15 protein-coding genes are annotated in these 18,144 nt (G+C 71.8%); 9 read left to right on the forward strand and 6 right to left on the reverse strand.

Features of this window, described 5'->3' with window-relative positions:
• Positions 1-2: 2 nt before the first annotated feature.
• Genes AB0M82_RS05365 through AB0M82_RS05380 form a run of 4 tightly spaced genes read right to left on the reverse strand, consistent with a single transcriptional unit; the run spans position 3 to position 6,187 of the window.
• Positions 3-3,047, reverse strand: a complete 3,045-nt coding sequence (locus tag AB0M82_RS05365; RefSeq protein ID WP_364717887.1) for a glycosyl hydrolase 115 family protein — start codon at positions 3,045-3,047, stop codon at positions 3-5.
• A gap of 52 nt (positions 3,048-3,099) precedes the next feature.
• Positions 3,100-3,924, reverse strand: a complete 825-nt coding sequence (locus AB0M82_RS05370) for a carbohydrate ABC transporter permease (RefSeq protein ID WP_364717889.1) — start codon at positions 3,922-3,924, stop codon at positions 3,100-3,102.
• A complete protein-coding gene (locus AB0M82_RS05375) occupies positions 3,924-4,895 on the reverse strand; it encodes a sugar ABC transporter permease (RefSeq protein ID WP_364717891.1) in 972 nt (323 codons plus the stop codon). Before AB0M82_RS05375 ends, AB0M82_RS05370 begins: the two co-directional genes overlap by 1 nt.
• A complete protein-coding gene (locus AB0M82_RS05380; protein WP_364717893.1) occupies positions 4,892-6,187 on the reverse strand; it encodes an extracellular solute-binding protein in 1,296 nt (431 codons plus the stop codon). The genes AB0M82_RS05375 and AB0M82_RS05380 overlap by 4 nt, the downstream gene beginning before the upstream one ends.
• Positions 6,188-6,321: 134 nt before the next feature.
• On the opposite strand from AB0M82_RS05380, the gene AB0M82_RS05385 reads away from it, so the two are divergent.
• The 4 genes from AB0M82_RS05385 to AB0M82_RS05400 all read left to right on the forward strand — a co-directional run bounded on the left by AB0M82_RS05385 (position 6,322) and on the right by AB0M82_RS05400 (position 11,751).
• Positions 6,322-7,332 carry a LacI family DNA-binding transcriptional regulator gene (locus AB0M82_RS05385; RefSeq protein ID WP_364717895.1) on the forward strand — a complete coding sequence of 337 codons (1,011 nt, stop codon included), beginning with the start codon at positions 6,322-6,324 and terminating at the stop codon, positions 7,330-7,332.
• Between the two features lie 59 nt (positions 7,333-7,391).
• Complete coding sequence (locus AB0M82_RS05390) at positions 7,392-9,689, forward strand: glycoside hydrolase family 3 N-terminal domain-containing protein (RefSeq protein ID WP_364717897.1); 2,298 nt, start codon at positions 7,392-7,394, stop codon at positions 9,687-9,689.
• Positions 9,686-10,912 (forward strand): SGNH/GDSL hydrolase family protein, encoded by a 1,227-nt coding sequence (locus tag AB0M82_RS05395; protein ID WP_364717899.1) that lies wholly within the window; start codon positions 9,686-9,688, stop codon positions 10,910-10,912. Before AB0M82_RS05390 ends, AB0M82_RS05395 begins: the two co-directional genes overlap by 4 nt.
• A gap of 236 nt (positions 10,913-11,148) precedes the next feature.
• Positions 11,149-11,751 carry an Asp23/Gls24 family envelope stress response protein gene (locus AB0M82_RS05400; RefSeq protein ID WP_364717901.1) on the forward strand — a complete coding sequence of 201 codons (603 nt, stop codon included), beginning with the start codon at positions 11,149-11,151 and terminating at the stop codon, positions 11,749-11,751.
• Between the two features lie 52 nt (positions 11,752-11,803).
• Here AB0M82_RS05400 and AB0M82_RS05405 read toward each other — a convergent pair whose 3' ends face one another.
• Together AB0M82_RS05405 and AB0M82_RS05410 are read right to left on the reverse strand one after the other, a co-directional pair.
• Complete coding sequence (locus AB0M82_RS05405; protein ID WP_364717903.1) at positions 11,804-12,367, reverse strand: dihydrofolate reductase family protein; 564 nt, start codon at positions 12,365-12,367, stop codon at positions 11,804-11,806.
• Positions 12,368-12,427: 60 nt separating this feature from the next.
• Positions 12,428-14,002 carry a putative PEP-binding protein gene (locus AB0M82_RS05410; RefSeq protein WP_364717905.1) on the reverse strand — a complete coding sequence of 525 codons (1,575 nt, stop codon included), beginning with the start codon at positions 14,000-14,002 and terminating at the stop codon, positions 12,428-12,430.
• Between the two features lie 103 nt (positions 14,003-14,105).
• Between AB0M82_RS05410 and AB0M82_RS05415 the strand changes: the two genes are divergently transcribed.
• From AB0M82_RS05415 to AB0M82_RS05435, 5 genes are read left to right on the forward strand one after another with little or no spacing between them, the layout of a single operon-like run.
• Positions 14,106-14,867, forward strand: a complete 762-nt coding sequence (locus AB0M82_RS05415) for a DeoR/GlpR family DNA-binding transcription regulator (RefSeq protein WP_364717907.1) — start codon at positions 14,106-14,108, stop codon at positions 14,865-14,867.
• Positions 14,864-15,808 carry a 1-phosphofructokinase gene (pfkB, locus tag AB0M82_RS05420; protein ID WP_364717909.1) on the forward strand — a complete coding sequence of 315 codons (945 nt, stop codon included), beginning with the start codon at positions 14,864-14,866 and terminating at the stop codon, positions 15,806-15,808. The genes AB0M82_RS05415 and pfkB overlap by 4 nt, the downstream gene beginning before the upstream one ends.
• Positions 15,805-16,257: a fructose PTS transporter subunit IIA gene (locus tag AB0M82_RS05425; protein ID WP_364717911.1), complete on the forward strand. Its 453-nt coding sequence runs from the start codon at positions 15,805-15,807 to the stop codon at positions 16,255-16,257. Before pfkB ends, AB0M82_RS05425 begins: the two co-directional genes overlap by 4 nt.
• Positions 16,258-16,259: 2 nt before the next feature.
• Positions 16,260-17,720 (forward strand): fructose-specific PTS transporter subunit EIIC, encoded by a 1,461-nt coding sequence (locus tag AB0M82_RS05430; protein WP_364717913.1) that lies wholly within the window; start codon positions 16,260-16,262, stop codon positions 17,718-17,720.
• A gap of 26 nt (positions 17,721-17,746) precedes the next feature.
• On the forward strand, positions 17,747-18,025 hold the full coding sequence (locus tag AB0M82_RS05435; protein WP_364718032.1) for an HPr family phosphocarrier protein: 279 nt from the start codon (positions 17,747-17,749) through the stop codon (positions 18,023-18,025).
• The last annotated feature ends 119 nt before the right edge of the window (positions 18,026-18,144 follow it).

Consider the following 18,144-nt stretch of genomic DNA (forward strand, 5'->3'; position numbering starts at 1 on the left):
GCTCACCAGGGCCATCGCATGCTCTCCGGCGGCCCGAAATAGCTCGGCCGCAGGCCGCCGGTGTCGATGACGAGCTTCTGGACCACCACCGCCGGGTCGACCATCCAGACCTTCAGCACGTGCGGGCCCGGCGCGTCGACCACGTGCCGCGTCGAGGTCAGGTTCACGTTGTCCGACGTGGTCCGCTCCCACTGGCGGTTCATGGTCATGTCGTCGGCGCCCGTGGCCTTCGTGATGTTCACGACCTGCGGTTCCGCGTCGTCGAACGAGATCGCGTACCGCAGCCCGTCGCCCGTCAGCACGTTGCTGCGCGGCGAAAGGTACGCCCAGACCGTGACCGGCCCGGTCGTGAACAGCGTCGTCCGGTACTCGAGCCGCGGCCCGGCCCCCGGTGCCCGGCTCGCCGCGGTGACCGGGAACGGCGTCATCCCCGCGCCCGTCCGGCCCAGGTCCGGGATCCGCCGCCACGACACCGCCGCCGCACCGACGTTGGCGCTGCAGTGCTCGGCCTCCATCGACACGTATCCCCCGGCCTCGACGAACCCGCGCCGCCACGAAGCCGGCAGGACCGGGTTGCGGACGACGGCGTCCACCGTCACCGAACGGCCGGCGCCCGACACCGTGATCGGCACGGTCGTGGTGCCCTTCGGCGCCCGGGCCCAGTCGATCCGCACGGTCATCCGCAGCTCCTCCTCCACCCGGCCGCCACGCGGCTCGACCAGCACCCACGGCGCCCCGGGCACGGAGACGGTGCAGCGGAACGGCGTGCGGCCGCGGTTGAAGACGTCGATGTACTGCGGCGGCGCGCTCTGGTAGGGGCTGAACTCCGGCAGCACCGGACGTCCCGGCGCCGCGGGCCACCACTGCTCGGACCCGTCGACGGCGACGCCGAGTTCCGCGGCGGACGGCAGTTCGATCCGCCGCACCGCCGGGAAGATGACGTCCGGTATCGCCGCGTTGTTCAGCTCCGGCTGCTGCCAGGGCGCGTTCGGGCCGTAGCGGGCGACGTCGCCGTAGTCGATGTGCGGCTGGGTCTGGAACCCCTTCCACTTGCCGCCCGCGATCCCGGTGTTGTACTTCTCCGCCAGCGCGAGGTCGTCGGCGAAGCGGGCCTCGGTGACGGCGGCGAGGCCGTTCGTCGAAGCGCGGCCCTGCGCGGCGTACAGCAGGTTCGTGAACTCGGCGCGCCGCAGCGCGTACAGGTTCGCCGACGCCTGGACCTGGTAGAGCACCAGCTCGTAGTAGGCGTCCCGATAGGCCGCGGGCAGCCGCGGGGCGATCTTCCCGGCCCGCGCCGCCAGGTCCTGCCACTCCTGCGTGACGGTGTCCAGCTCGCGGTAGTTGACGAGGCTGAACGGCGTCGCCTGGTCGTCGTAGGAGATCGCCGCGGCGGTCGCGGGGTCCTTGGCCGGGTCGAGAGTGATCTTCCGGTTGAGCAGCTCCGGCTTGCGGCGGGACTGCAGCCGCCCGTAGTCGTGCAGGATCCCGGCGATGTCCGCCGCCACCGCGGACCCGAAGTTCAGCGCCGCGAAGCCACGCTCCCAAGTGGACAGTCGTTCGGCCGGCCAGGCGGCCGGGTCCCAGGCATAGTCGAGGAAGAACTGCAGCGGCAGCTCGTTGCCCTTCATGTCGCCGACGTTGGCCACCCACAGCCGGTCGGTGCCGTAGGCGGCGGTCTGGTGCAGCTGCTCCCAGGTGTTCGCGATCAGGGCGGTGTCGACCCACTTGTAGTTGCGGCCGCCGCCGACGTAGTCGAAGTGGTAGTAGAGCCCGTACCCGCCGGGGTGCGGCGGCAGGGTCAGGTCGGGGTGCTTGCGGACGTTGCCCCAGTTGTCGTCGGTGAACACCACGATGACGTCCTCGGGCGGGCGCAGGCCCTTGGCCCAGTAGCGCAGCACCTCCTTGTACAGCGTCCACACCTGCGGCACCGTGGTGAGGTCCCGGCCGGTTTCGCGGGCGAGGATCTCCCGTTCGGTGGCGATGATCTCCCGCATCAGCTCGATGCCGTCGCCGTCGGGGAGGCCGACGTCGCCGTTGCCGCGCATGCCGAGCGTGACGACGCCTTCGAAGTCCTCGCGGACCATCCGGCGGATCCCGTCGGTCCAGTAGGCCTTGATCGCCTCGCCGTTGCGGCGGAAGCTCCACTCCCCCGTGCCGCCGTACGGGTCGTGGCCCGGCGTCACGATGTTTCCGGCCGCGTCGCGGACCGCGGCCACCGCGTGCCGGTTCCACTCCTCGATCCCGCGCATCATCGGCGCCTCGTGCGAGGTGCCCATCACGACGCCGTACTCCTTGGCGGTGGCGTGGTTGAGCGGGTCGTCCTCGGCGAACGCGCGGCCCCACACCGCCGGCCACAGGTAGTTGGCCCGCAGCCGCAGCATGGTCTCGAAGACCTTCGCGAAGAACAGGTGGTTGAAGCCGTTCGGGAAACCCGGCGCCTTGCCCGGCCCGAAGTAGGCCGGCGCCCAGGTGCCGAGCGCCGGGTTCTCGTCGTTGATGAAGAACCCGCGGTACTTCACGTGCGGGGTGCCGAGGCTGAACCGCTCACCCGGGAGGTGCAGCTCCGCGCTGCGCCGCGGCGGGACGTCGGCCCACCAGTACCACGGGGAGACGCCGATGCGCCGCGAGATCTCGTAGACGCCGTAGATGACGCCGCGCTGGTCGCTGCCGGTGAGCACCAGCCGCCCGTCGACGGTCTGGCTCAGCGAGGTTTCCCACTTGCCGGCGACGTCCGTGACGTCGAGCTTGCCCGCGGCGACCAGGTCGTCGACCAGCGGGCTGCGCCCCAGCGTGCCGACCAGCACTACCGGCCCGTGCTGGGGTACGGCGTCGAACGACACCGCGGGCCGCACGCCCGTGACGCGTTCGACGTCGGCGGCCAGGTCGCCGACGACGCGGCGCACCCCCGGGAAGTCGCCCGAGCTCACGACGATCGTCGCGGCCTTTCCGTGTGACACCAACGGGAAGCCGGTACCGGCTTCGGCGAGTCCCGGCAGGGCCAGGGACCCCGCTCCGGCGCCGGCGCCGGCGCCGGCCAGTGCGAGCAATTGCAAAAAGGCACGGCGATGTACCTCGGACGGCACGGCGACCTCCTGAGTGTCAGCCCTTCACAGATCCGGTCAGCCCGCCGACGATGCGCCGTTCGGCGAGCACGAAGAACGCGAGCGCGGGGATCGCCGACAACGCGGTGAACGCCAGCACCCGGGCGGTGTCCTGGGAGAACGCGGACTGGAACATCGCGACGCCGAGCGGGAGCGTGAAGTGCCCGGAGTCGTTGAACACCAGCAGTGGCAGCAGATAGGTGTTCCAGCTGGTGACGAAGGCGAGCACGGCGACCGTGGTCAGCGCCGGTGTCGAGAGCGGCAGCAGGATCCGCCAGAAGAAGCCGATCCTGGTGGCGCCGTCGAGCACGGCCGCGTCCTCGATCTCGCCGGGGATCGCGTGCATGAACGGGCGCAGGATCACGATCGTCACCGGCAGCGAGAACGCCGCCTCCGGGATCGCCACGCCCCAGAAGCTCTCGAGCAGGCCCAGCTGCCGCAGCCACAGGTACAGCGGCAGCGTCGCCACGCCGATCGGGAACAGCAGGCCGAGCGTGAACAGCGTGTAGACCGCCTCCCGGCCCTTGAACTGGTAGCGCGAAAGCGCATACCCGGCCATCGAGCCGAGCCCGACCGCGAGCGCCGTGGCGATCACGGCGATCAGCGCGCTGTTGCCGAGGAACGTCCAGAACGCGCTCGAGCCGAGCACCGAGGCGTAGTTGTCGGTGACCCACGGGCCGGGCAGCCCGGCCGGGTCGGAGTTGAGCTGCGCGTTGGTGCGGAACCCGCCGAGCGCCACGAAGAGCAGCGGCACGACGGTCACGCCGACCACCACGATCGCCGCGAGGTAGCCCATCGACAGGCCGAACTTGCCGGAGCGCATCAGCCCACCATCCTCGTCAGGGCCCCCTGGGTGTCACGGCGGAGCGCGAACCGCTGGTACAGCAGGGCGAACACGAAGCAGATGACGAACAGGATCACCGCCACCGCGGAGCCGAACCCGAACTCGTAGCGCTTGAAGCCGTGGTCGATCAGGTAGGTCGCCATCGTCGTCGACGCGTTCGCCGGGCCGCCCGTCGTCATGATCCAGACCACGTCGAACAGCTGGAGCGAGCCGATCACCGACAGGAAGATCCAGATCCGGATGGTCGGCCCGAGCAGCGGCAGCACCACGTGCCGGGTGGTCTGCCACGCCGAGGCGCCGTCGAGCGCCGCGGCTTCGCGCAGCTCGGCCGGCACGCCCTGCAGGCCGGCGAGCAGCAGGATGATGCCGAAACCGATGTACTTCCAGGTGATCACCGCGAACAGCGTGTAGAGCACGATGCCCGGGTCGGCCAGCCAGTTGTGGACCAGCCCGCCGAGCCCGGCGCTCTTCAGCACCTCGTCGGCGAACCCGTTCGGCTGCAGCATGAGCGCCCAGATCACCGCGGTGATCGCCTCGGACAGGACGTACGGCGCGAACACCAGGGCGCGCAGTACCGCGCGCCCCCGCAGCTTCCGGTTGAGCAGCAGCGCCAAGCCGATCGACAGCGGCAGCTGCACCACGATCGACAGCCCGGCGATGATCAGGTTGTGCACGATCGCGCTCTGGAACACCGTGCCGCCGAAGGCATCGGCGTAGTTCTTGAACCCGACGAAGTCGTCGAGCGGGCCGAACCCGTTCCAGTTGAAGACGCTGTAGAACCCCGCGATCCCGATCGGCACCAGGACGAACCCCGTGAACAGCAGCAGGGCAGGCCCGAGCAGCAGCGTCAGCTCGAGCCGCTTGCGCAGGCCGGGCCGGTGCTTCCGGGCCGTGACCGCCGGTGCGGACGGCCGCGCCGCCGTCCGCACCGGGGTCGTGGCCGTGGTCACTTGTTGCCCGCCGCGGCCTGGTTGACGGCGGTCACGATGCCTTCGGGGGTGCCCTGGCCGGCGAACATGTTGGCCACCGCGTCGTTCAGCGCGGCGCCGACCGCCGTCGGGAACGCCCGGTCGAAGTACATCTGCAGGTACGGCGCCTTCGTGCCGTAGTCGTAGACCTGCCGGAGCGTGTCGGTCTTCAGCGACTTCGCCGCCGCCACGTTCACCGGGAGCCCGGCGCCTTCCGCCGCGAGCTTCGTCTGCACCGGTTCGCTGCCCAGGTACTGCAGGAAGTCCGCGCACGCCTTCGACGCGCGGGTGGTGCAGGCGAAGCCGTCACCGCCGCCGAGCACCGCGTTCGGGTCACCCTGGCCGCCCGCGACGGACGGGAACGCGAACCAGCCGACCTTCGAGTCCAGGTCCTTGTCATCGGTCAGCGACGACATGGTGCCGGGCTCCCAGTCGCCCTGCAGCTCCATCGCGGCCTTGCCGTTGGCGACGAGGCCGGCGGAGCTGCCCGCGCCCTGCTGGGCGGGTGTGCCGGCGAACCCGGCCTGGAACGGCTGGGTGGCCAGGAAGTTCTTGAGGTCCTGCCCCGCCTTCGTCCAGCACGGGTCCTCGAGCTTGACCGCCTTCACCGACTGCTTGAGCACGTCGACGGAGCACTCGCGGACGGCGAAGTAGTTGAAGTAGAAGGCATCCGGCCAGCGGTCCTTGCCGCCGACGGAGATCGGCGCGATGCCCTTGGCCTTGAGCTTGGCGACCGCGGCGTTGAGGTCGTCCATGGTCGACGGCGGGGTGGTGATCCCGGCCTGGGTGAACAGGTCCTTGCGGTACCAGAACCCGACGAAGTGCTGCTCGAACGGCACGCCGTACTGCTTGCCGTCGACCTGCCAGTTCTCACCGAACTTGCCGGTGGTCGGCGCGATCCACGACTTCGTGGCGTCGGTGATGTCGGCGACCTTGCCCGAGGTGATCTGCGAGGCCAGCTCGCCCGCGCCCCAGGACTGGTAGATGTCCGGTGGCTCGGCCGACTGCAGGGCGAGCGGGACCTTGGTGCCGAAGTCCTCGTTCTGCAGCGGCTGGGCCTTGATCGTGACGTCGGGGTGCGCCTGGTGGTAGTCCGTGACGACCTTTTCCCAGATCGACTTGATCGGGTCGGTGGTGCCGTTGTGCCACCAGGTGAGCGTGACCGGACCGCTTGGCTGCGCGGGTGTTTCGCTCCCGCCGCTGCACGCCGAAAGCGCGAGCGGGACGACCACCGCGAGGGCGGCGAGGACGGGGATCCGGCGTTTTACGAACATCGTGGGTCCACTCCTGACGACTTCGGCCGAGTTGGACGGAGCGCGACAGCGCCCGGGTTGGCGAAGAGTCTGCTCCCCGGGCAAATGGGATGTCAATCGTTGTCGATAACGTTTTCCATGGTTAGTCTGAGCCGATGCAGCCCAGTTCCAGGGTGACTATCCGTGACGTCGCGGCCCGCGCCGGCGTCTCGGTGGCCACGGTCTCCAAAGTGATCAACGAGCGGTACGGCGTCTCCGCCGCGACGCTCGCGCGTGTCCGTGCCGTGATCGAGGAACTCGGTTACGAGGCCAGCCTTGTGGCGCAGAGCCTGAGAAACCACCGGACGAACGTGATCGGCATCCTGGTCGCCGACCTCGAACCGTTTTCGACCGAGCTGCTGAAGGGAGCCGCGGACGCCATCCGCGGCAGCGGGTTCGAACTCGTCGTCTACTCCGCGGGCGGACGCACCGGCGACCCGGTTGGCTGGGAGAAGCGCTACCTGTCGCGGCTGAGCGGCACCCTCGTCGACGGTGCCGTGCTGGTCACGCCCGCCGTCTCGCTGGAAGCCGTGCCCGGCACGCCGGTCGTCGCGGTCGACCCGCACACCGGGCCGTCGCACCTGCCGACCATCGACTCCGACAACCTGCGCGGCGCGCAGCTGGCCACGGAGCACCTCCTCGAGCTGGGCCACCGGCGGATCGCGTTCCTCTCCGGCCGCCCCGACCTGCAGTCGGCCGAACTGCGGAAGACCGGGTACCTGCGGGCGCTGGCGGCCGCGGGCGTCCCGGCGGACGAGACGCTGATCCGCGACGGCGCCTACGACCCGGAGGTCTCCGCGGCCTCGGCCCACGCCCTGCTGACCGCGCCGGACCGGCCGACCGCGGTGTTCGCCGCGAACGACCTCTCGGCCATCGCGACCGTCGGCGCGGCCGGCGAGCTGGGCCTTTCGGTGCCCGACGACCTTTCCGTGGTGGGCTTCGACAACGTGCCCGAGTCCGCGCTCTGCAGCCCGCCACTGACCACAGTGGACCAGCCGATCCGGGAGATGGGCCACCGGGCGATCAGCATGCTCATCGCGCTGATCAACGGCGACGAGGTCGAGCGCACCCACGTCACCCTCGACACCGGTCTGGTGGTGCGGCGCTCGACCCGCGCCCTCCCCTGACCGCACTTCTACAGCGTCTTGCTCTACAGCGTCTTGTCCTCGACGAAGGGCGGAAAGCCTTGACCACGCAGCCCACCACGGCGTCCGAGCCGTGGCGTGACCCCGCGGCCGACCCCGCCGAGCGAGTCCGCGCCCTGATGGCCCGGATGACCCTGCGCGAAAAACTCGGTCAGCTCTACGGCATCTGGATCGGCATCGACTCCGGCGGCGAGGTGGCGCCGCACCAGCACGACTTCGACGACCCCGCGGTCGACTTCGACGACCTCGTCCGCCACGGCATCGGGCAGCTGACCCGCGCCTTCGGGACCCGGCCGGTCGACCCCCTGATCGGCGCGCACAGCCTGGCGCACACGCAGCGGCAGATCGTCGCCAGCGGCCGCTTCGGGATTCCCGCCGTCGTGCACGAGGAGTGCCTGACGGGGCTGGCCGCGTGGCAGGCGACGATCTACCCGGCGCCGCTGTCCTGGGGCGCGACCTTCGATCCCGACCTGGTCCGCCGGATGGCCGAACAGATCGGGCGGACGATGCGCGGGCTGGGCGTGCACCAGGGGCTCGCGCCGGTCCTCGACGTCACCCGCGACCTGCGCTGGGGCCGCGTCGAGGAGACCATCGGCGAAGACCCGTACCTGGTCGGGACGGTCGGCAGCGCCTACGTCGCCGGGCTGGAGTCGGCCGGCGTCATCGCCACGCTCAAGCACTTCGTCGGGTACTCCGCCTCGCGCGCCGGGCGCAACCTGGCGCCGGTTTCGGCGGGCCCGCGGGAGATCGCGGACGTCCTGCTCCCGCCGTTCGAGCTGGCGCTGCGCGCGGGCGCCCGGTCGGTCATGAACACCTACACCGACATCGACGGCGTGCCGGGCGCCGCCGACCCATCGCTGTTCACGGACCTGTTGCGGGACACCTACGGCTTCGCCGGCACGGTCGTCTCCGACTACTTCTCGGTGGCGTTCCTGCACCGCTTGCACGGCGTCGCGGCCGGCCCCGGCGACGCCGCCGCGCAGGCGCTGACCGCGGGCATCGACGTGGAGCTGCCGACCATGGACTGTTACGGCGAGCCGCTGCTCGCCGCGGTGGAAGGGGGCGCGGTCGATACCGCCGTCGTCGACCGTGCCCTCGAGCGAGTGCTGCGGCAGAAGTGCGAACTGGGCCTGCTCGACGCGGACTGGGCGCCGGAGGTGCCGGAGGAGATCGACCTCGACGACGCGGCGTCGCGGGCGCTGGCCCGTGAAGTGGCCGAGCGCTCGATCGTGCTGCTGCACAACGACGGGACGCTGCCGCTCTCCCCCGAAACGAAGATCGCCCTCGTGGGGCCGCGCGCGGACGCGGCCGGCGCGATGCTCGGCTGCTATTCGTTCCCGCTGCACGTCGGCGTCCACCACCCCGACGTCCCGTTCGGCGTCTCGGTGCCGACCTTGCTGGAGGCGCTGGGATCCGCCTACGACGTCACCTACGCCCTGGGCTGCCCGGTCACCGAGGGCGACGACGCGGGGATCGCGGAAGCGGTGGCGGCGTGCTCGGACGCCTCAGTGTGCGTGGTCGCGCTGGGCGACCGGGCCGGGCTGTTCGGCGGCGGGACGTCCGGCGAAGGCTGCGACGCGCCGGACCTGCGGCTGCCTGGCCGTCAGGAGGAGTTACTGGACGCGCTGCTGGACACGGGCAAGCCGGTGGTGCTGGTGTTGCTTTCGGGACGGCCGTACGAGCTTTCCCGCCAGCTTCCCCGGCTGGCCGCGGTGGTGTGCGGGTTCTACCCCGGCGAGGAAGGCGCTCCGGCCCTGGCCGGTGTCCTCAGTGGACGGATCAACCCGGCAGGCAGGCTGCCGGTGAGCTTCCCGGCGGCGGGCGCGAGCCAGCCGTCGACGTACCTCGCGGCGCCGCTGGGCCGGCGCAGCGAGGTGAGCACGGTCGATCCCTCACCGCTGTTCCCGTTCGGGCACGGGCTTTCCTACGCGCCGGCGACCTGGCTGGACGTCAGCGCGACGGGTTCGCTGTGGCCGACGGACGGCGTGTGCCGGGTCCGGGTGACGCTCCGCAACGACCACTCGATCGCCACCACCGAAGTGGTCCAGGTCTACCTGCACGACCCGGTGGCGGAGGTCGCGCGGCCGGAGCGCCAGCTGATCGCGGCGCGCCCGGTTTCGCTGGCCCCGGGCGCCACGGAAGTCCTGGACATCGCCCTGCACGCGGACCTGACGTCGTACACCGGCCGCGCGGGGCGCCGCCTGGTCGACCCCGGCGACGTCGAGCTGCGGGTCGGGACCTCGAGCGAGCAGATCGTCACGACCCTGCACTGCACCCTGACCGGGCCGCGCCGGTTCGTCGGCTTCGACCGGGTCCTGACCCCGGAGTTCTCGTCATGAAACGCACTTCGCTGATCGCCTTGCTGGCCGTCTTGACCGCGTTGTTCGTGGGCGCGTCCGGACGTCCGCCTTCGTCGCGGTGGGTGGCGACGTGGACGTCGATGCCGCAGCTGACGGAGCCGGGGAACATGCCACCGGCGCCGTTCACCGGCGCCGACCGCGTGCTGGACAACGCTTCCCTGCGCCAGACGGCGCAGGTGACGGCCGGCGGTCCCCGGATCCGGCTGCGGTTTTCCAACGCCTTCGGCGGGGCGCCGCTGCCGCTCACCGCGGTGTCGGTGGCCCGTCCGTCGTCCGGTGCCGCCGGGGTGTCCGCGGTCGTCCCGGGCAGCGTGCTCCCGGTGACGTTCCACGGCAAGCCGTCGACCACGGTGCCGCAGGGCGCGCAGGTGGTGTCGGACCCGCTGCCGTTCCCGGTGCGATCCCTGGAAAACATCACGGTGACGGCGTACCTGGCGCACGGCCAGGCTTCGACGTCGATCACCTCGCACCCGGGTTCGCGCACGACGTCCTACCTGCTGGCCGGCAACCACGTTTCCGACCCCGACCTGCCGGGCGCGACCCCGGTGGACCACTGGTACTTCCTCAGCGGGGTCGAGGTGCTGTCCCCGGCTTCGGCGGTGGCGGTGATCGGCGACTCCATCTCCGACGGCCGAGGCTCGACGACGAACGGCAACGACCGCTGGCCGAACGTGCTGGCGGCGCGCCTCCACGGGGCGTCGGTGGTGAACGAGGCGGCGGGCGGCAACCGAGTGCTGCAGGACGGCCTGGGCCCGAACGTGCTGGCCCGCCTGGACCGCGACCTGCTGTCCACGAGCGGAGTTTCGTGGGCGATCGTGTTCGAGGGCGTGAACGACATCGGCACGGCGGCCCCCGGCACCGCGGCGGACGTGGCCTCGCAGCTGATCGACGCGTACGACCAGATCATCACCCGGGCCCACGCCCAGGACATCCGCGTGTACGGGGCGACGATCACGGCGTTCGGCGGCAACACGGGCTATGACACGCCCGAGCGCGAGGCGGCGCGCCAGACGGTGAACGCGTGGATCCGCCAGCCGGGCCACTTCGACGCGCTCCTGGACTTCGACAAGGTGGCCCGGGACCCGGCGGCGCCCACGCAGCTGTTGCCCGCGTACGACACCGGCGACCACCTGCACCTCAACCCGGCGGGCTACCGCGCTTTGGGCTCGAGCGTTCCGGCTGGTCTGTTCCGGACGGACTGAAAGAATGTCCAAGCGACAGAAAGTGGACAATTCCAGGGCGCTGTTTCCGCTTCGTCATCACTGATCGCCGAGCCCGGCCTGACGGACGGTGATCACCGGTCCTCGCACCGGATGTCTGTTGGGACACAAGCAAGTCTCGAACTCCGGGTCCGGTGACGACGGTCACGGTCTTCCCCTATCATCTCGCCGTCTGCTTCGTCCCCATCCGCAGTCGACGATCCCGAAGAGGGGAAACAATGTCCGACGTCATGAACAGCATCTTCGACCGCACCCAGAACGAAACGCCCAGTTCAGAAAGCTACGACTACGGCACCGGAACCGACACCACCGAGGTCGGAACGCCTGAGCCGGACGCCACCACCGAAACCGCCGACGCGGCCGAAGCCGAGGGGAACGACACCGACGAAGCGGTCGCGGAGGAGGACAACGACGCGGCGGGCGAGGCCGCGGAGGAAACCGGCGAGGTGCCCGTGGTGGTCGCCGCCGCCGAGCCCGCCGCGGAGCCGGTCGTGGAGCCGGTCGTGGCCGAAACCCGGCCGGCGGCCGGAACTCGCGGCAGCACGACGGTCGCCGACGGAGTGGTGACCAAGATCGTCACCATGGTGGCCCGCAAGGCCGAAGGGGTGCACGAGCTCGACGAAGCCGGCACCTCGGTCGACGTCGACGGCGAGGTCGCGACGATCGCCGTCACGCTGGTGGTCGTGTACGGGCACCCGGTGAAGAAGCTGGCCGAGCAGCTCCGGATCGACGTGATCGAAGCGGTCGAGGACTACCTCGGTCTGGACGTCGCGCTGGTCGACGTCCACATCGCCGACATCCACGTCCCGGACGCCGGCTGACGTGACCGCGCGGTCTCGGGTGCCTTCCCGAGACCCCGAGACCGCGCGTCGATCAATGGTGCACGACGTAACGCAGGTGGAGCACGTCGCGGTCCGGCAGCTGCCGGACGAGCTCCAGTTCGGCCGGTCCCACCCCGTCGAACAGCCGGCGTCCGGCGCCGAGCAGCACCGGGACGAGGTGGACCTCGATTTCGTCCAGCTGACCCGCCTTCAGCAACGCCTGCGCGGCGCCCGCGCCGTGCACCATGACCGCGCGATCACCAGCTGCGGCGCGGGCTTCCTCCGCCGCCGCGGTGACATCGGTGAAGAACCGCGCGCTCCCGGGCGGGGTGTCGGCGGGATCGATGTGGTGGGTCAGCACGTGGATCGGGACGCCGTCGTGGTGGTCACCGCCCCAGCGGCCCGCGAGCTCGAAGGTCCGCCTGCCGGAGATCAGCGCGCCTGTCGCCGTCGCCTCGGCGTATACCTGGCCGCTGGGACCGTCGCCGTGGCGGTGGTCCAGCCAGTTGAACAGCCGGCCACCGCCCCGGCCCAGCTCCTGGCCCGGCCGGTCGTCCGGGCCCGCCACGAAGCCGTCGAGTGACATCGTCATGTACAGGCGGATCGGTCCGGTCATGAGGGCTCCTTCAGCTCGTTGTCAGTAGAGCGTCGAACGAGCCCCGCCCGGATCGACGCCCTAACGTGCCTTCGCCGCCGCGTCCTGGCACGCCGCGAGATCGACCGCGCGCAACGCCGAACCCACTCCGGCCAGCGCCACCGCGTTCATCGACAGCGACGTGACTCCCAACCCCGCCAGAGCCGGCGCCAGCGAAGGGTCCGCCGCCGCTTCGCCGCACACCCCGACCGGCTTTCCCGCCGCCGCGCCCGCCGTGGCCACCATGCCCACCAGGCGCAGCAACGCCGGCTGGTGCGGGTCGTTCAACGCGGCCACCGCGCCCAGCTGGCGGTCCGCCGCGAACACGTACTGCGCCAAGTCGTTCGTGCCCAGCGAAACGAAGTCGACCTCGGCAAGGATCTCCGCGGCGCACAACGCCGCCGCCGGGATTTCGATCATCACGCCGGCCCGGGCGATGCCCGCCGCGCGGGCGTGCGCCGCGAACCAGGCCGCCTCCGCCGCCGTCGCCACCATCGGGGCCATCACCGACAGCTCGGCGCCGGTGTCGGCGGCCGCCGCCGCGATCGCCGCCAGCTGGCGGTCCAGGAGCTCCGGCCGGTCGAACGCGACCCGCAGGCCACGGACGCCCAGCGCCGGGTTGGGTTCCGCGCCCATCGGCAGGAAGGCCAGCGGCTTGTCCGAACCGGCGTCCAATGTCCTGACGACGACCGGTTTGCCGGCGAACGGCGCCAGCACCGCGGCGTACGCGGCTCGCTGCTCCGCTTCCGTCGGCTCGGAAGTCGCCGACAGGTAGCAGAACTCGGTGCGGAACAGCCCGATCCCTTCGGCGCCCGCCGACGCGGCGGCGCGGGCGTCCGCGGCCGAGCCCACGTTGGCGAGCAGCTTCACGCGGTGGCCGTCAGCGAGGCGGCCGACGCCGTCCCAGGTAGCGCGGGGCGTCCGGGCCAGTGCCCGCACCACGCCGTCGGACGGCGACACCGTCCCCGCCGAACCGTCGACCGCGAGCCCGGGACTCGAAAGGTCCAGGACGCCGGCACACGCGACGACCGCGGGGATACCCAGTGCCCGCGCCAGGATCGCGGTGTGGCTCGTCGGGCCGCCTTCCGAAGTCACCAGCGCGAGCACCAGTTCCGGATCGAGGCCCGCGGTGTCGGCCGGCGCGAGGTCGCGCGCCACGAGCACGCTCGGCGACGTCAGGTCCGGGACGCCGGGCGGGGTCAGGCCGAGCAGGGCGGCGACGATCCGGTCGCGGACGTCCGCGACGTCCCGGGCGCGTTCGGCCAGGTAGCCGCCGGCCGCCCGCAGCGCCGTCATGAACTCCCCCGCCGCTTCCCACACGGCGCGCGGCGCGGGCAGCGAGCGGTCCCGCACGAGCTGTTCCGCGGACGCGATCAACGCCGGATCCGACGCCATCGCCGCGGTCGTCTCCAGCACCGACCGGGCATCTCCGGACACGGAACGGGCACGATCGGACAGTCGCGCGGCCACCTCGGCCGCCGTCGGCCCGATCTTGCCCGCTTCGGCGCCGAGGTCGTCCGGCGCCGGCGACGAAGCGGGTTCGGGCAGGTCAGCGGCCACGACGACACGGGGGCCATCGACCTGGCCGGGGCTGACTCCGACTCCGGACAACTGCATATCGGGACCTCCGGACGCAAAGGATCTCGTAACTGGGGATTGACAGTACGGTAACAACGGGCACAATCAAACGGCAACGGGCAAACATCGGAGAGGAACGGGCATGTACGCCGCCGAACGGCATCAGCTCCTGGCGCGACGCGCACATCGCGACGGCCGCGTCGACGTCAACGACGTCGCCACCGAACTCGGTGTCGCCCCCGAGACCATCCGCCGCGACCTCGGCGTCCTCGAACGCCAGGGTGTCGTCCGCCGGGTCTACGGCGGCGCGGTCGCGGTCGAGCGGCTCGACTTCGAACCCGAGGTCGCCCAGCGGGACCGGACCAACGCCGCCGAAAAGGACGCGATCGCCCGGGCCGCGCTCGACCTGGTGCCCGAGCGCGGCTCGATCCTGCTCGACGCGGGCACCACGACCAGCAGGCTCGCGACGTTGCTGCCCGCCGGCCGCGAGCTGACGGTGATCACCAACGCGATCCCGATCGCCTCGATCCTCGCCACCCGCCCGGGCGTCACGCTGCACATCCTCGGCGGCCGGGTCCGCGGGACCACGCTCGCCGCCGTCGAAGCCTGGACGCTGCGCGCGCTCGAGGGGCTGCTCGTGGACGTCGCCTTCCTCGGCGCCAACGGCTTTTCCGCCGAGCACGGCTGCACGACGCCGGACATGGCCGAGTCCGCGGTGAAGGCCGCCGTGGTCGCCGCCGCCCGCAAGCGGGTGCTGCTGGCCGACCACAGCAAGTACGGCAGCGACCAGCTCAGCCGCTTCGCCCGGCTGGCGGAGATCGACATGCTGGTCACCGACAGCGGCCTCGACGCCGGCGCGGTCGCCGAACTCGAGGAAGCGGGCCCGGAGGTGGTGCTGGCGTGATCGTCACCGTGACCCCCAACCCGAGCCTCGACCGGACCGCGCGGCTGGACCGGCTGCTGCGCGGCGAGGTGCTGCGCGCCGAGGCCGTCCGGCTCGACCCCGGCGGCAAGGGTGTCAACGTCGCCCGCGCGCTGGCCGCCGCCGGGACCCCGACCGTCGCGCTGCTGCCCGCCGGCGGCCCCGTCGGCGAACGGCTGGCCGACCTGCTCGCCCCCGAAGGCGTCCCGGTCGTCGCGGTGCCGATCGCCGGGACGACGCGCAGCAACATCACCCTCGTCGAAGCCGACGGGACCACGACGAAGATCAACGAACCGGGCCCGGAGATCTCCCCCGCCGAGCTCGCCACCCTCGAACGCCGCGCCGTCGAGCTGGCCGCGCGCGCCGAATGGCTGGTGTGCTGCGGAAGCCTCCCGGCCGGCGTGCCCGACGACTTCTACGCGCGGCTCACGAAGCTCGCCCACGAGGCCGGGGCGAAGGTCGCCGTGGACGCCTCGGGCGCGCCGCTGGCCGCCGCCTGCGCGGGCGGGCCGGACCTGCTCAAGCCCAACCTGGACGAGCTGACCGAACTGGCCGGCCGCCCGCTGCCGCTGCTCGGCGACGTCGTCGCGTTCTGCCGCGAGCTGATCTCCGGCGGCGTCGGCAGCGTGCTGGTCAGCCTCGGCGCGCGCGGCGCCGTGCTCGTCGAGGAGACCGAAACCTGCCACGCGCTCGGCCCGCTGGTCGCCGTGCGCAGCACCGTCGGCGCCGGAGACGCCGCACTCGCCGGGTTCCTCCACGCGGGAGGAACCGGCCCCCGAGCCCTGCGCACCGCGGTCGCCTACGGCACCGCCGCGGTCACGCAGGAGGGCAGCCGCATGCCCACCCCGCAGGACGTGCACCCGGACCAGGTTCGCGTGCTCGACGCCGATCCCACCTTCACCCTCAGCGGAGCCGCCGCATGACCACCCCAGACCTGATCACCGCCGACCTGGTCGACCTCGGGCTCGACGCCACGGACAAGCAAGCCGCCGTCCGCGCGCTGGCCGGACGGCTCGTCTCCGCCGGGCGGGTGACCGACCTCGACCTGTTCCTCAAGGACGTCGCCGCCCGCGAGGAGCAGATGGCCACCGGGCTCGAAGGCGGCATCGGCATCCCGCACTGCCGCTCGGCCGCGGTCACGACGCCGACGCTGGCGTTCGGCCGCAGCGACGCGGGCATCGACTTCGGCGCGCCGGACGGCCCGGCGAAACTGATCTTCCTCATCGCCGCGCCGGACGGCGGCGGCAGCGACCACCTCAAGGTCCTGGCCGCCCTCGCCCGCCGGCTTGTCCGGGCGGAGTTCAAGCAGACGCTCCTGGACGCCACCGACGCCGTCGCCGTCGCTTCGTACATCCACCAGGAGGTGGCCTGATCATGAAGTTCGTCGCCATCACCGCCTGCCCCACCGGGATCGCCCACACCTACATGGCGGCCGAATCCCTGGAGCAGACCGCCAAGGCCAACGGCGACACGATCGTCGTCGAAACCCAGGGCTCGGCCGGGTCCGAACCGCTGTCCGCCGAAGACATCGCGAGCGCGGACGCCGTCATCTTCGCCGCGGACCTCGCCGTGCAGGGCCGGGAACGGTTCGCCGGCAAGCCGATCGTCGAAGCACCGGTCAAGGCCGCGATCAACGACGCCGCCGGCCTGTTCGAGCGCGCCAAGGCCGCGGCCCGTGAGCCCGTCGCCGCCGGTGCCCCTGCTTCCGCCCCACCGGAGCTGACCTCGAAGGTCGGCGCGAACGACGGGCTCGGCACCCGGCTCCGCCAGTGGCTGATGACCGGCGTCAGCTACCTCATCCCGTTCGTCGCCGCGGGCGGCCTGCTCATCGCGCTGAGTTTCGCCTTGGGTGGCTACAAGATCGTCGACGCGCCGAAGGTCACCGAGCACTTCGACGCGGGTTCGGTCGCCGGCTGGGCCGCGCTGATGTTCCAGATCGGCAGCGCCGCCTTCGACTTCCTGGTGCCGGTGCTGGCCGGGTTCATCGCCTTCGCGATGGCCGACCGCCCGGCCATCGCCCCGGGTTTCGTCGGCGGCGCGATCGCCGTCACCGTCGGCGCCGGGTTCCTCGGCGGCCTCGTCGCCGGCCTGCTCGCCGGTGGCGTCGTGCTGGCGCTGAAGCGGATCCAGGTGCCGAAGGCCATGCGGGGCATCATGCCCGTGGTCGTCTACCCGCTGCTCGGGTCCATTGTGGTCGGTGTGCTGATGTACGTGGTGGTCGGCAAGCCGATCGCCGCCGCGACGACGGGCTTGACCAGCTGGCTCAACAGCCTCAGTGGCGCCAGCGCGCTGCTGCTGGGCGCGCTGCTCGGCCTGATGATGGCCTTCGACATGGGCGGGCCGGTCAACAAGGCCGCCTACGCCTTCGCCGTCGGCGGCCTGACCACCGGCGCGACGGCGTCACTGCAGATCATGGCCGCGGTGATGGCCGCCGGGATGGTGCCGCCGCTGGCGCTCGCGCTGGCGTCGACGGTGCGCAAGAAGCTGTTCACCGAAGCCGAACGTGAGAACGGCCGCGCGGCCTGGCTGCTCGGCGCGTCGTTCATCACCGAGGGCGCGATCCCGTTCGCCGCGGCGGACCCGTTCCGGGTGATCCCGTCGATCATGCTCGGCTCGGCCGTGACGGGGTCGCTGTCGATGGCCTTCGGGGCGACGCTGCGCGCCCCGCACGGCGGGATCTTCGTGCTCCCGCTGATCGGCAGCCCGCTGCTCTTCCTGGTGGCGCTGGTCGCCGGCACCGCGGTCGCCGCTGGTTCGGTGATCGTGCTGAAGCAGGCCCGCTTCCGCGCCGCCGAACGCTCCGCCGCCGTCAGCACCCAAGCCGTCAACGCGTGAAGGAGTCCCCGGTGAAGGAGTCCACTGTGTACCAGCGCCGCACGCTCGTCGCCAGCAGCGTCGGGTTGCACGCCCGGCCCGCCGGCCTGGTGGCCAAGACCGCGGCCGGGCAGCCGGCGAAGGTCCGGATCGCCAAGATCACGGCCGGTGTCGCGGGTGACCCGGTCGACGCGGCCAGCGTCCTCGGCCTGATGACCCTGGGCGCGGCCCACGGGGACGAGGTCGAGCTGACCGCCGAGGGCGACGCGGCCCAGGAGTCCGTCGACGCCTTGGCCGAGCTGATCGCCCAGGACCTGGACGCGTAGCGACAAGCGCCCCAATGTGGCGTTGGTTGCGTCCAACGCACCCAATGTGGCGGGGGGGGGGGGGGGGGGGCCCCCACCCCCCCGGGGACCGGCGGGGCGGGCACGGCGGGGGCCACGTC

The organism is Amycolatopsis sp. NPDC051128, from assembly GCF_040682715.1.
Lineage (GTDB): Bacteria > Actinomycetota > Actinomycetes > Mycobacteriales > Pseudonocardiaceae > Amycolatopsis.

Coding starts and splice junctions, on each gene's coding strand:
- AB0M82_RS05370 (WP_364717889.1), bottom strand. CDS start 3,924: ATGCGCTCCGGCAAGTTCGGCCTGTCGATGGGCTACCTCGCGGCGATC.
- AB0M82_RS05380 (WP_364717893.1), bottom strand. CDS start 6,187: ATGTTCGTAAAACGCCGGATCCCCGTCCTCGCCGCCCTCGCGGTGGTC.
- AB0M82_RS05385 (WP_364717895.1), top strand. CDS start 6,322: ATGCAGCCCAGTTCCAGGGTGACTATCCGTGACGTCGCGGCCCGCGCC.
- AB0M82_RS05395 (WP_364717899.1), top strand. CDS start 9,686: ATGAAACGCACTTCGCTGATCGCCTTGCTGGCCGTCTTGACCGCGTTG.
- AB0M82_RS05400 (WP_364717901.1), top strand. CDS start 11,149: ATGTCCGACGTCATGAACAGCATCTTCGACCGCACCCAGAACGAAACG.
- AB0M82_RS05405 (WP_364717903.1), bottom strand. CDS start 12,367: ATGACCGGACCGATCCGCCTGTACATGACGATGTCACTCGACGGCTTC.
- AB0M82_RS05410 (WP_364717905.1), bottom strand. CDS start 14,002: ATGCAGTTGTCCGGAGTCGGAGTCAGCCCCGGCCAGGTCGATGGCCCC.
- AB0M82_RS05415 (WP_364717907.1), top strand. CDS start 14,106: ATGTACGCCGCCGAACGGCATCAGCTCCTGGCGCGACGCGCACATCGC.
- AB0M82_RS05425 (WP_364717911.1), top strand. CDS start 15,805: ATGACCACCCCAGACCTGATCACCGCCGACCTGGTCGACCTCGGGCTC.
- AB0M82_RS05430 (WP_364717913.1), top strand. CDS start 16,260: ATGAAGTTCGTCGCCATCACCGCCTGCCCCACCGGGATCGCCCACACC.